This is a genomic window from Streptomyces sp. NPDC042336 (genome assembly GCF_055581985.1).
The window spans coordinates 568,189-580,886 of record NZ_JBVJEA010000002.1 but is presented as its reverse complement, the minus strand read 5'-3'; the positions used below and the strand labels follow the sequence as shown (position 1 = coordinate 580,886).

Annotated in this window: 12 protein-coding genes; 6 read left to right on the top strand and 6 right to left on the bottom strand. The window is 73.8% G+C overall.

Annotated features, from left to right (window positions below):
* Positions 1 to 28: 28 nt before the first annotated feature.
* On the bottom strand, positions 29 to 475 hold the full coding sequence (locus ACZ6IM_RS07855) for an Lrp/AsnC family transcriptional regulator (RefSeq protein WP_052838977.1): 447 nt from the start codon (positions 473 to 475) through the stop codon (positions 29 to 31).
* Positions 476 to 597: 122 nt separating this feature from the next.
* Between ACZ6IM_RS07855 and ACZ6IM_RS07850 the strand changes: the two genes are divergently transcribed.
* The 3 genes from ACZ6IM_RS07850 to ACZ6IM_RS07840 are packed head-to-tail and all read left to right on the top strand — an operon-like array spanning position 598 to position 2,528.
* A complete protein-coding gene (locus ACZ6IM_RS07850) occupies positions 598 to 1,089 on the top strand; it encodes a rhodanese-like domain-containing protein (protein WP_469554932.1) in 492 nt (163 codons plus the stop codon).
* 21 nt (positions 1,090 to 1,110) lie between these two features.
* A complete protein-coding gene (locus tag ACZ6IM_RS07845) occupies positions 1,111 to 1,629 on the top strand; it encodes an immunity 21 family protein (RefSeq protein WP_052838979.1) in 519 nt (172 codons plus the stop codon).
* 53 nt (positions 1,630 to 1,682) lie between these two features.
* Positions 1,683 to 2,528 (top strand): SDR family oxidoreductase, encoded by an 846-nt coding sequence (locus ACZ6IM_RS07840; RefSeq protein ID WP_469554929.1) that lies wholly within the window; start codon positions 1,683 to 1,685, stop codon positions 2,526 to 2,528.
* Between the two features lie 22 nt (positions 2,529 to 2,550).
* On the opposite strand, the gene ACZ6IM_RS07835 is transcribed toward ACZ6IM_RS07840, so the two are convergent.
* On the bottom strand, positions 2,551 to 4,239 hold the full coding sequence (locus ACZ6IM_RS07835; protein WP_052838981.1) for a DUF885 domain-containing protein: 1,689 nt from the start codon (positions 4,237 to 4,239) through the stop codon (positions 2,551 to 2,553).
* Between the two features lie 32 nt (positions 4,240 to 4,271).
* Positions 4,272 to 4,826 carry an Lrp/AsnC family transcriptional regulator gene (locus ACZ6IM_RS07830; RefSeq protein WP_469554926.1) on the bottom strand — a complete coding sequence of 185 codons (555 nt, stop codon included), beginning with the start codon at positions 4,824 to 4,826 and terminating at the stop codon, positions 4,272 to 4,274.
* Positions 4,827 to 4,885: 59 nt separating this feature from the next.
* Here ACZ6IM_RS07830 and ACZ6IM_RS07825 point away from each other — a divergent pair, with 59 nt between their 5' ends.
* On the top strand, positions 4,886 to 6,109 hold the full coding sequence (locus ACZ6IM_RS07825) for a trans-sulfuration enzyme family protein (protein ID WP_052838983.1): 1,224 nt from the start codon (positions 4,886 to 4,888) through the stop codon (positions 6,107 to 6,109).
* Positions 6,110 to 6,133: 24 nt separating this feature from the next.
* On the opposite strand, the gene ACZ6IM_RS07820 is transcribed toward ACZ6IM_RS07825, so the two are convergent.
* The 3 genes from ACZ6IM_RS07820 to pdxR form a co-directional block, all read right to left on the bottom strand.
* Complete coding sequence (locus tag ACZ6IM_RS07820) at positions 6,134 to 7,492, bottom strand: GNAT family N-acetyltransferase (protein ID WP_052838984.1); 1,359 nt, start codon at positions 7,490 to 7,492, stop codon at positions 6,134 to 6,136.
* A 332-nt stretch (positions 7,493 to 7,824) separates the two neighbouring features.
* Entirely contained in the window at positions 7,825 to 9,411 is a 1,587-nt protein-coding gene (locus ACZ6IM_RS07815; protein WP_052838985.1) for an alkaline phosphatase D family protein, read from the bottom strand.
* Positions 9,412 to 9,571: 160 nt separating this feature from the next.
* Positions 9,572 to 11,005, bottom strand: coding sequence for a MocR-like pyridoxine biosynthesis transcription factor PdxR (pdxR, locus tag ACZ6IM_RS07810; protein WP_469554920.1), 1,434 nt, complete (start codon positions 11,003 to 11,005; stop codon positions 9,572 to 9,574).
* A gap of 150 nt (positions 11,006 to 11,155) precedes the next feature.
* Between pdxR and ACZ6IM_RS07805 the strand changes: the two genes are divergently transcribed.
* Positions 11,156 to 11,671 (top strand): hypothetical protein, encoded by a 516-nt coding sequence (locus ACZ6IM_RS07805; protein WP_052838987.1) that lies wholly within the window; start codon positions 11,156 to 11,158, stop codon positions 11,669 to 11,671.
* Positions 11,655 to 12,617 carry a bifunctional lysylphosphatidylglycerol flippase/synthetase MprF gene (locus ACZ6IM_RS07800; protein WP_469554918.1) on the top strand — a complete coding sequence of 321 codons (963 nt, stop codon included), beginning with the start codon at positions 11,655 to 11,657 and terminating at the stop codon, positions 12,615 to 12,617. Before ACZ6IM_RS07805 ends, ACZ6IM_RS07800 begins: the two co-directional genes overlap by 17 nt.
* The last annotated feature ends 81 nt before the right edge of the window (positions 12,618 to 12,698 follow it).

Below are 12,698 nucleotides of genomic sequence, written 5' to 3'. Positions count from 1 at the left end.
GTCGTCCCGGCGCCTCCCGGTGCCGACCTCAGCGGCCCAGCGGGCGGCGGGGGAGCGGTGAGGAGTAGACGACGCTCGTGGTGACCGAGCCCAGGGCGCTGATCCGGCCGGACACCTCCTCAAGGTGCCGCATCGAACGAGCCGCGACCTTGATGACGAAGCAGTCGTCGCCCGTGACGTGGTGCGCCTCCAGGATCTCCGGCGTGACCGCGACCAGGTCGTGGAACGGCTTGTAGTTGGCGACCGGGTAGCGCAGCCGCACGAACGCCAGGATCGGCAGGCCCAGCCGTTCGGGGTCCACCACCGCCGCGTACCCCTGGATGATCCCGGCCTCCTCCAGGCGCCGCACGCGCTCCGTCACCGCGCTCGCGGACATCGAGACGGCACGCGCCAGTTCGGCGAAGCTGGCCCGCCCGTCCCGCTGGAGGACGTCGAGAATCCGCCAGTCCGTGGCGTCCGGGGAATACTCGGTCATCCATGATGGATAGCAGGGATCCCCCGGCGGAACAAGGTGCAGACCGGGAAATCGCCCTTCAGGCAGGGCGGTGTGGGCCATAGATTTCCGGCTGGAAGATCCTTCGAGGAGAGGCCGGACCATTGACCGTCACCACCACCCCCGTCGGGCACGTCAACGCCGTCCTGCGGGTAGCCCCCGCACCGCCCGCCGAAGCCGCCGCCCACTTCCGGGCGAGCCTCGCCTTCCACACCGACGTCTCCGACGTCGCCGACGCGCTCGCGGCCGGCGGCGACCCGGGATTCGTGCTGGTCGACTGCCGGTCGACCGAGTCCTGGGACCAGGGCCACGTCCCCGGCGCCGTCCACCTCCCCACCGCGCGGGTCCGCGAGCAGGCCGGGCAACTCCTCGACCCCGCCGTGCCCGTGGTGACGTACTGCTGGGGACCCGGCTGCAACGGGGCGACGCGCGCGGCCCTCGCCCTCGCCGAACTCGGCTACCGGGTCAAGGAGATGCTCGGCGGCTTCGAGTACTGGGTGCGCGAGGGCTTCGCGTTCGAGACCTGGCAGGGCACCGAGCGCCCCGCCGCCGACCCCCTGACCGTTCCGGTCGACGCGGCCGACTGCGGCTGCTGAGCGGCGTGTAGGTTCTGCCGCATGGTGCGATACGCGGAGCCGGGCGGGGTGGAATGGGTCGAGTCGGGCGGAGGGCCGCTGATCGCGGTACCGGAGACGGTCCTGCCGTTCTGGACCGGAGCCGACGGCGAGGAGACGGACTCCGACTACGACCGGGCCTGCGAGGTCGACGGCCACGTCGGTCTGCTCCCGGTCGGCGACGCCACCGCCCTCGTGCTCGGCGACGAGCCCGCCTCCACCGCCTACCTCCCCGACCACGGCGCCTTCGTCCGCTGGTGCGCCGCGGACTCCGAGGACGAGGTGCTGGCCGGGGTCACCGCCGCCCTCGACGCCGCCGAATGGCAGCCCGAGGTGTCCTGGCACGTGCCGGGACCGGTGCTCCTCTTCGACGCCGCCTGGCCCGGCGCCGCGTCGGACCGCGCCGACCGGGTGCGGGTCGCGCTGGACCCCGGCCGGTACGCGGTGCGCGCGGCCGAGGTGCGCCCCGGGCCGGAGACCTGGCTGAGCCTCGTACACCTGCGGCGGCTCGCCGACCGGTAGCCGCGGCGATATCCACGTGCGGGACCGCCGCGGTCGGCCCATCATGGGTGCCCATGCCACGACTTGCGCACCCCGCCCCCGAAGACCTGCGCCGCGACCCGCTGCCCCTGCGCGGCCGCACCGCCCTCGTCACCGGAGCCAGCCGGCGCGGCGGCATCGGCCACGCCGTGGCCCGGCGCCTCGCCGCGTACGGAGCGAGCGTCTACCTGCACCACCACGTCCCGCACGACGCCGCCATGCCCTGGGGCGCCGACCGCGTGGACGACGTGGTCGACTCGGTACGCGCGGCGCTCGGCGACCCGGACGCCGCCGTGCTCGCGGGCCCCGGCGACCTCACCCGCCCCGACGCCCCCGGCGAACTCGTCGCCACCGCCGCCGAAGCGCTCGGCGGACGGCTGGACATCCTCGTCGCCAACCACGCGCTCAGCGGGTCCGACGGCACCCTCGACACCGTCGACGCCGCCATGCTCGACGCCCACTGGCAGGCCGACACCCGTTCGGTGCTGCTGCTGATCCAGGCCCACGCCCGCCGCCGCGCCGCACTGCCGCCGCGCACGCCCGGCGGACGGGTCGTGATGATGACCTCCGGCCAGGACATCGCGGGCGGCATGCCCGGCGAGATCGCCTACGCGCTCCAGAAGGGCGCGCTCGCCTCCGTCACGCGCTCCCTGGCGACGACCCTCGCCGAGCACGCCGTCACCGTCAACGCGGTCAACCCCGGCCCGGTGGACACCGGTTACCTGACCGGCGACGCCTACGAGGCCGTCGCCGCGTGCTTCCCCGGCGGGCGGTGGGGCATGCCCGACGACTCCGCCCGCCTCATCGCGTGGCTTGCCACGGACGAGGCGGAGTGGATCACCGGTCAGGTGATCGACTCGGAGGGCGGCTTCCGGCGGTGAGGTGAACGGCCCGGCGAGGGCGTCACAGCCGGGACAGCTCGTCCACCAGGTCGTCCAGACCGAGCGAGCCCTGGGAGAGGGCCGCCATGTGCCACGCCTTGAGGTCGAAGGAGTCGCCGTGCCGCTCGCGGGCCTTCTCCCGGCCCAGCAGCCACGCCCGCTCGCCGAGCTTGTAGCCGATCGCCTGGCCCGGGATCGTCAGGTAACGGGTCAGCTCGCTCTCCACGAAGTCCGCCGGGCGGCTGCTGTGCGCGCCGAAGAACTCCTGCGCCAGCTTCGGCGTCCAGCGCTCGCCCGGGTGGAAGGGGGAGTCCGCCGGGATCTCCAGCTCCAGGTGCATGCCGATGTCCACGATGACCCGGGCGGCCCGCATCATCTGCGCGTCCAGGTAGCCCAGGCGCTGCTCGGCGTCCGTGAGGAAGCCCAGCTCGTCCATCAGCCGCTCCGCGTACAGCGCCCAGCCCTCGGCGTTGGCACTGACCATGCCCACCGAAGCCTGGTAGCGGGAGAGGTCCTCGGCCACGTGCGTCCACTGGGCGAGCTGGAGGTGGTGGCCCGGGACGCCCTCGTGGTACCAGGTCGAGACCAGGTCGTACACCGGGAACCTGGTCTGCCCCATCGTCGGCAGCCAGGTGCGGCCGGGACGCGAGAAGTCCTCCGACGGCGAGGTGTAGTAGGGCGCCGCCGCGCTGCCCGGCGGGGCGATGCGCGACTCCACCCTGCGCACCCGCTCGGCCAGTTCGAAGTGCGTGCCGTCCAGCTGCTCGATCGCCTGGTCCATCAGGCCCTGCAGCCAGTCGCGGACCTCGTCGACGCCCTCGATGTGCCTGCCGTGCTCGTCCAGGTGCGCCAGCGCCACCCACGGCGTCCCCGCGCCCGGCAGGATCTTCTCCGCCTCCGCCTTCATCTCGGCCAGCAGGCGGTGGTACTCGGACCAGCCGTAGGCGTACGCCTCGTCCAGGTCCAGGTCGGTGCCGTTGTAGTAGCGCGACCAGCGGGCGTAGCGCTCCCGGCCCACCGTGTTCGGGGCGCCCTCGATGGCCGGGGCGTACACGTCGCGCATCCAGTCCCGCAGTTGCGCCACGGCGGCGGTCGCACGCCGGGCGGCCTCGTCCAGCTCCGCGCGCAGCGTCTCGGGGCCGTCGGCGGCGAAGTCCTCGAACCAGCCCCGCCCCTCGCCGGTGTCCGCCCACTCGCCGAGCTGCTCGACGAACGTCGCGGTCGGCCGCGGCGCCGCGTACAGCTCGCGCTCCAGGCCCAGCGACAGGGACTCGCGGTAGCCCGCGAACGCCGCCGGCACCGCCCGCAGCCGCTCGGCGATCCGGGCCCAGTCCTCGTCGGTCCCGGTCGGGGTGAGGGTGAAGACCTCGCGCACCGAATGCGCGGCGGTACCCATGTTGCCGACCGAACGCAGGCCCTCGTCGGCCTCGTGCACCGCGAGTTCCGCGGTGAGGCGCTCACGCAGCAGCCGCGCGCAGCGCCGCTCCACGTCGCTGTCCCCGCCCGGCCGGCGCTCCGCCTCGTCCAGCCGGGCCAGGGTGGTGCGGGCCAGCTCCGCCAGGGCCTCCTGCCCGGCGGGTGAGAAGTCGGGCAGACGGCTGGAACTCTCCGCGACACCGAGGTAGGTACCGGTGACGGGGTCGAGGGCGATGAGCTCGTCGACGTAGGCGTCGGCGACCTCGCGGGGCAGCGGGCTCTTGGTCTCTGACATGCGGACATCCTCATACGGATACCGGTGTCGCGTCAGCCCGGTGGACCGGGCCCGACGGCGCGGGCGGCCGGATTTCGCTCAGGGCGTGGCCGGGGGAGGAGCGGTCGCCGGCGCGGGTGCGGAGGGAGCAGAGGGCCGCACTCCCACTGCTGGAAGATCAGCCGGGTCTCGACGCGGGCCACCTCCCGCCGGGACGTGAACTCGTCCAGGACCAGCCGCTGCAGATCCGTCATGTCCGCGACCGCGACATGCACGAGGTAGTCGTCCGGGCCGGTGAGGTGGAAGACGGTGCGCGACTCCGGCAGCGCCCGGATCCGCTCCACGAACGGTCCGACCAGCTCGCGCCGGTGCGGACGCACCTGCACCGACAGCAGTGCCTGGAGACCGCGCCCCAGCTTCGCCGGGTCCAGCTCCAGCCGGTGGCCGAGGATCACCCCGGCCCGCCGCAGCCGCGCCACCCGGTCCAGACAGGTCGACGGCGCGACGCCGACCTGGGCGGCGAGATCACGGTAGGTGGTCCGGGCGTCGTTCTGCAGCAGCCGCAGCAGATGGAGATCCACCGGATCCAGTACGACGGAATCGGCCATGGCCCGAACGTAACACGGAGGACGAGCCCGTCGGCCCGGCCGGTGTTCACCCTTCGGCCATGGACTCAGCGCGCACGCACACGTCACCACCCGACGACGTACGCTCCACCGCACCCACGGGCAGGGCACTGGCCACCGAAGCCGTGCACGCCGGCCGCGACGACCTCGCCGCCCGGGGACTGCACGCCCCGCCCATCGACCTGTCCACGACCTACCCGTCGTACGACAGCCGTGGCGAGGCCGCCCGCATCGACGCGTTCGCCGCCACCGGCGCCGAGCCGGACGGCCCGCCGGTCTACGGCCGCCTGGGCAACCCCACCGTCGCCCGCTTCGAGACGGCGCTGGCCCGGCTGGAGGGGACCGAGACCGCCGTCGCCTTCGCCAGCGGCATGGCCGCGCTGAGCGCGGTCCTGCTGGTCCGCGGCTCGATGGGGCTGCGGCACGTCGTCGCCGTACGGCCCCTGTACGGCTGCAGCGACCACCTGCTGACCGCCGGGCTGCTCGGGTCCGAGGTCACCTGGACCGACCCGGCGGGCGTCGCGGACGCGCTGCGCCCGGACACCGGCCTGGTGCTGGTGGAGTCGCCGGCCAACCCGACGCTGGCCGAGGTCGACCTGCGGGCCGTCGCGCACGCCTGCGGATCGGTGCCGCTGCTCGTGGACAACACCTTCGCCACACCCGTGCTCCAGCGCCCCGCCGAGCACGGCGCCCGGCTGGTGCTGCACAGCGCCACCAAGTACCTCGGCGGACACGGGGACGTGCTGGCCGGCGTGGTCGCCTGCGACGAGGAGTTCGCCGGGCGGCTGCGGCAGGTCCGCTTCGCCACGGGCGGAGTGCTGCACCCGCTGGCCGGCTACCTCCTGCTGCGGGGACTGTCCACCCTGCCCGTCCGGGTACGGGCCGCCTCCGCGGGCGCCGCCGAGCTGGCCGGACGGCTGGCCGCCGACCCGCGGGTGGCCCGGGTCCACTATCCGCGCATCGGCGGCGCGATGGTCTCCTTCGAGGTCCACGGCGACCCGCACGAGGTCATCGGCCGCGTCCGGCTGATCACCCCGGCCGTGAGCCTCGGCAGCGTCGACACGCTCATCCAGCACCCGGCGTCCATCAGTCACCGCATCGTGGACCCGGACGACAGGCGGGGGGCCGGGGTCGGCGACCGGCTGCTGCGGCTGTCGGTCGGCCTGGAGGACGTCGACGACCTGTGGGCCGATCTGGACCGGGCCCTGGGGGAGCGGGCGGCCGAGGCCGTCCCGCCGCGTCAGGCGCTGTCGCGGACCGAGTGACCCGCCACCGCGCCTGCCGCTGTCTCACTCCCGGCCGATCCGCTCCCCGTGCGGCAGCGGCGCCGCGGAGCGGGCCGACGGGTCCAGGCGGGCCGTGACGACCAGGGTCCCCTCCTCGATCTGGTAGTCGAGGGGGAGGCCCAGGCCGCGCATCGCGGCGACCATGCCGGTGTTGGACGCCTGCGTGACCGCGTACACGCTCCCGCACCCCGCCTCCGCCGCCATCGCCACGAGCCGGGCGAGGAGTTCACCGCCGATGCCCCGGCGCTGCCACCCGTCCTCGACGAGCAGGGCGACCTCCGTCTCGTCCCCGTCCCACAGCAGATGACCGAGCCCGACGATCCGCCCCGAGGCGGTCTGTACGGCCAGGGTGCGGCCGAAGCGGGGACTGAGCAGGTGGTTGAGGTACCGGTCGGCGTCCCCGACCGGACCGTGGTACCGCATCCCGAGCGTCCGCGCCGAGCAGCGTTCGTGCATCGCCTTGGCGGCCGGAACGTCACGCGTGTCGACCCGGCGGACCGTGATGTCGCTCCCCTCGGGCAGCGTCAGCACGTCCCGGCCGCGCGGGACCCGCGGGCCGAGCCGGGCGTCCAGCTCGACCAGGGCCCGCGCCCGGGCGAACTCGGCCGGGGTGAACGGCAGATGGGGGCGCTCCACGCTGATCACGCCGCCCTCCGGGGTGCGCAGCCGCAGCACCGTGTCCTCGAACGTGCCCTCCGGCGGTACCGCCTGCTCCGCTCGCTCCGCCGACCGGGCGCCGGCGGCCGCGGGCAGCGACCTGATGGTGCACCTGCCCAGCAACTGCCGTAGCGCCAGCGGCAGTTCCGCCGCGTCCAGGGCCGTACGGGCGGCCAGGCCCAGCACCCGGGTCGGCGCGTCCACCAGGTCGTGGGCGTCCGCCCGCTCGGTCCAGGTCCGGGCACCGCCCGCGGCCGTCACCACCTCGGCCAGCTCCGTCCCGCTCAGCTCGCCCGGGGCGCGGAGCAGGAACTCGTCCACCGTGCCCTCGGTCAGCGGGTGCGTCTGCAGGCTCAGGATGTCGATCCTCCGTTCGGCGAGGGCCGTGCAGAGCACCGCCAGCGATCCCGGCGCGTCCCGCACCGTCGTCCGCATCCGCCACAGCGCGCTCTCACCGCCCGGCTGAGAACCGCCCGGTCCGGCCCCGGGCCGCTCGGTCCCGGCCGACCCGACCCCGGCCGGACGGTCTGCGGTCGGTGGCCGGGCGCCGGTATCGTCCGCCGGCGGCGCCTGCCCGTGGCGTCGTGACCACCGGGTGCGGAAACCCGCCGTGGCGATCAGCGCCGCCAGCGAGGCCAGGACCAGGGCGGGCACCGAGGTGCCGTGCTCGACGAGGCGCGCCACGGCATCCGTCACATCAGACATGTCTCGACTCATGCACTCACTGTGAAGGAACGGTGTTGCGTGATCACGAACGCTCTGTGACCGATGGGTAAAGAAGGCTTCTGGGGCGTTCTTCCCCTTCGCGGCGGTCTGAGATCACAGGGCCGAGGGGGTCCTCACCAGCGCCTCGCGCAGCCGTGGTGCCGCCTCACCAGCGGTGACGTGCCGTGCCGGTCCGCCGCCGCCGACAGGGGCGCAAACGGTCGCGGCAAGCGGGCAGTTGGAGCGCGTGGCGCACGGGGACGCGGGGCCGCGCACCGGGGGATGACGCCGGCGCGCGGCACTCCCGACAGGCTACGGGACCGGCTGTGGGACTACTGGCCCACCCGGCCCGGCCGCAGCACCTTCGTGAACAGCACCGTGCCGTCCTGCTCGCGCAGCCGCACCGTCATCTCGGCGCTGTCACCGTCGATGTCGACCTCGCCGAAGAACTGGTAGCCGTCCGCGGGCGAGACGTTGGAGGCGGTCGGCGCCTTCACGAACACCCGTTCGGGACCGAAGGTGCCGTCCAGCTCGCTGGCCGGGAACGCACCCGCGTTGAGCGGCCCGGACACGAACTCCCAGAACGGCTCGAAGTCGCTGAACGCGGCGCGTGAGGGCTGGTAGTGCTGGGCCGAGGTGTGGTGCACGTCGGCCGTCAGCCACACCGTGCCGGTGATCCTGCGGTGCTTGACGAAGCGCAGCAGCTCGGCGATCTGCAGCTCGCGCCCCAGGGGTGCGCCGGGGTCGCCCTGCGCGACCGCCTCGATGTTGGGTGCGCCCTCGGTGGCGTCCGGCACGACAAGGCCGATCGGCATGTCCGCCGCGATGACCTTCCACACCGCACGCGACCGTGCCAGCTCCCGCTTGAGCCACTCGAGCTGCTCGCGGCCCAGGATGCCTTGGGGGTCCACGGTCTGTTCGCCGGGGGAGTTGGCGTTGCGGTACGTCCGCATGTCCAGCACGAACACGTCGAGCAACGGGCCCTGCCGCAGCACCCGGTGCACCCGCCCCTCGCGCGCGCCGGGGCGCAGGGTGGAGACCGGGAAGTACTCGCTGAACGCGCGCCGGGCGCGGGCGGCGAGTACGTCGACGCTCTTCTCCGTGTACCGGTCGTCCGTGTCCGCGATCACCTGGCCCGGGTACCAGTTGTTGCGCACCTCGTGGTCGTCCCACTGGATGACCGACGGAACCCGGGCGTTGAAGCGCCGCAGGTTCTCGTCGAGCAGGTTGTAGCGGAAGTTGCCGCGGAACTCGGCGAGGGTCTCGGCGACCTTGGACTTCTCCTCGGTCGTGATGTTCCGCCAGGTGCCGCCGTCGGGCAGGGCGGCCGTCTGCGCGATGGGGCCGTCGGCGTAGATGTTGTCGCCGCTGCACAGGAAGAAGTCCGGGTCCAGGGCGCCCATGGCGTCGTAGATGCGGTAGCCGCCGAGGTCCGGGTTGATGCCCCAGCCCTGGCCCGCGAGGTCGCCGGACCACACGAAACGCACGCCCTGGCGACGGCGGACCGGCACGGTGCGGAAGGTGCCGGTGACCGGCTCGCCGGTGCGGCGCGGGTCGTCCGGGTCGGCGAGGAGCACGCGGTAGTGGATCTGCTCGCCCGGCGGCAGACCGCGCAGCCGGGTGGTGCCGGTGAAGTCCGTGTCGCGTCCGAGCAGCGGACCGTGCCACCGGTGCGGGTGGCGGAACGACTCGGTCGCCGACGTCTCGACGATCATCCGGGCCGGCCGGTCGGACCGCACCCACACCAGGCCGGAGTGGGAGGTCACGTCTCCCGTCTGCACGCCCCAGCCCGCCCCCGGGCGCCCGGAGCGGGCGAACGCCGGGGCCGCCCCGAGGGCGGTGGGCAGGGTCAGGGCAGCCGACGCGGCGAGCGAGCCGCGCAGCACGCTGCGGCGGCCGGGCAACGGACGATGGGACATGGATGCGCCTCCAGGGACGGGATCCGGCCGGTGTCCGGGACGGTTTCGGGCCGGTGTGCAGAGCCAGACCTACTGGCACGGCGCGGCGCCCACGGAAATTGCGGGTGAACAACCCGGACCACCCTGAGCGATCCGCCGCTCGCGCGCGGGTGCCGCCGGGTCACACGGCCCGTGCCATCCTCTCCACCCCCGCCCGGATCCGTCCCGGCGTCAGGTGCGCGTACCCCAGCACCAGCCGCACCCCCTTCGCCGCCGCCGGAGCCTCGCCCGCCGGGCCCCCGTCCCCCGCGCCGTCCCCCGCACCGCCGTGCCCGTACGCCGCCAGCGAGCGCACAGCGACGCCCGCCCCCGTCACGCGCGCGAGGAAGCCCTCCTCGGGTCCGTACCGCTCGGGAAGCGTGGCGATGGCGTGCAGGCCGGCGGCGATGCCGGTGACCCGTGAGCCGGGGAAGTGCTCGGCCAGCGCGGCCACCAGGGCGTCCCGGCGCTCCCGGTAGGCGCGCTGGCACACGCGGAGCCGGCGGTCGTAGTCGCCGCGCTCGACGAAGCGGGCGAAGACCGCCTGGTCGAGGGTCGGGTGGCCGAGGTCGGTGGTGCGCTTGCGCTCGACGACTTCGTCCGCCAGCCAGTCCGGCACCAGCAGCCAGCCCAGCCGCAGCCCCGGGGCGAGGGACTTGCTGACCGAGCCCGTGTAGGCGACCCGTTCCGGATCGAGTCCCTGGAGCGCGCCCACGGGGGCACGGTCGTAGCGGAAGTCGCCGTCGTAGTCGTCCTCCAGGACGAGGCCGTCCACGGACCGGGCCCAGTCGAGCAGTTCGGCGCGGCGCCGCGCCGAGTAGGCGATCCCGGTGGGGAACTGGTGGGCCGGCGTCGTCACCACGACCCGCACGCCCGACGCGTACAGCGCCCCCGGGGCGAGCCCCTCGTCGTCCAGGGGGAGGGGCACGGTGCCCAGGCCCGCCGAGGCGTACAGGGCGTGGTGCTGAGGGCTGCCGGGGTCCTCGACACCGGCGGTGCGCATCCCGCGCGCGTGGAGCACGCTCGCCAGCAGCGCGGTCGCCTGCGCCACCCCGGAGACCACCAGGATCCGCTCCGGGTCCGCCACCACACCCCGGCGGCGGCCGAGCAGCTCGGCCAGTGCGGCCCGCAGCCCGGGCAGCCCCCGCGGGTCGGGATAGCCGAGGCTCTCGTGCGGCAGCTCCGCCAGCACGCCCCGCTGGGCCGCGGCCCACGCCGAACGGGGGAAGAGCGACAGGTCGGGCGTCCCCGGTACGAAGTCCACCAGGTCACCGGAGGAGCGTGGGGAGAGATCACGCGCGCGTGGCCGGGCGGCCCGCGTGGCATCGCCCACCCAGGTGCCCGCTCCCCGTCCACTGCGCAGGTACCCCTCGGCCGTCAACTGCTCGTAGGCCTCGGTGACCAGCCCCCGCGACACGCCGAGATCGGCCGCGAGGTCCCGGCTCGACGGCAGCCGGGTGCCCGCGGCGAGCCGGCCCGAGCGGACCGCGTCCCGCAGCGCCTCCCGCAGCGCCCGGCCGCGCGCGCGTGCCGGTGCCGAGGCGGCGGGCAGCAGCAACTCCCACGCTGATGTCATGAAAACAGTCCCCCGAGGATCACGTCGTCCCAATCGCCCCCACTTTACGAGGGGTTGGACCCGTTGGCGCGTAAACAGGAGTGACAGACCACAGCGAGGGGGCAGGCTGATGTCGGGCCCCGGAATCGTACGCGCAATTCAGGAGCGCCCGTGGACGCCAAGAACCGTTTCGAGACGAAGGTCACCTTCGCTCTCTCCCGACTCGAATGGCTGGGCTTTCTCGCCGTATCGCTCGTGCTCGCGGTCCAGCATCGTACGGAAATCCGCTGGGGCGTTTTCGTGCTGCTGTTCACCGTGATCGACCTCATCGGATACATCCCCGGTGCGATCGCCTTCCGGCGCCGTCCGGACCGACGGGTCCCGCGCGGCTACTACGTGGCCTACAACACGATGCACAGCCTGGTCACCGCCGGTCTCCTGGCCGGGGCGTGGGCGCTGTTCGTCCGGCCGGAATGGGCACTGCTGGCCCTTCCGATCCATCTCATGGGCGATCGGGCGCTGTTCGGGAACTCCCTCAAACCCTTCGGTGTCGCGTTCGAACCGGAAACCTGTCCGGCTTTTCGGGCGTTCGAGCAGGAGTACCGTCCGGCGGGGGATTCCCGCGAACCCGGCGTGCGCGCTGCGGCGCGGAATTCCGTGGAGGGCACCGATGCCGTCCGTACTTGACACGCTGGCCGCGCACAGCGACAACCCCAGTTCCTTTCTCGCCCTCAACAGCGGGAACTCCTACTTCCACGACGACCGGTTCGACGGCGCCTGCGCGTACCGCACCTCCGGCCGCTACGTCCTGCAATTCGGCGGCCCCTTCACGGCACCCGAGCACCGCGCGCGACTGCTGGAGGCCTTCGCCGCCCACACCGGACGCCGCCTGGTCGCCGTACAGCTGCAAAGGGCCGACGCCGAGCTGTACGCGGAGCACGGGTTCACCGTCAACCAGATCGGGGCCTCGTACGCCGTCGACCTCAGCCGCTTCACCCTGCGCGGCTCACGGTTCGTGCGCCTGCGGAACAAGATCTCGCGCGCCCGGCGGGCCGGACTCGAGGTCACCGAGGTCCAGGACGGCGACGACTGCGCCGAGCTGGACCGCATCGACCAGCGCTGGCTGCGGGAGAAGGGGCGGCACGTCAAGGAACTGCGGTTCCTGGTCGGCCAGCGGACCGGCAGCCTCCAGCGGCACCGGCGCCTGTTCGTCGGCCGCATCGACGGCGAGGTGGTCGGCTACGTCAACTACTCGCCGGTCTACGGCAGCCGCCCCGGCATGCTGCACGACCTCAGCCGGCGCCGGCCCGACGCCCCGCCCGGCGTGATGGAGGCGCTCAACGCCACCGTCATGGAACGGCTGACCGCCGACGGAGCCGGCTGGCTGCACTTCGGGTTCACCCCCTTCACCGGGCTCGACCCGAGCCATGAACTGCCGGGCGCCAGCAAGCTGTTCAGTCGTTTCGCCCGTCTGCTGGCCGAGCACGGCGACGCGGTCTACCCGGCGGCCTCCCAGCTCGAGTACAAGCAGAAGTGGGCCCCGCACGCCGTGCTCCCGGAGTACATCGCCTTCCGCGGCAGGCCCCGCCCCGGCGCCGTCTGGCAGCTGCTGCGCGCCACCAACGCCGTGTGAGGACAGCGGCCCCGACCGGCGCCCCGCGCACCGCTCACGTCCGCACCGCAGCCCCGCCCCATCCACCCAGGAGGACCGCAC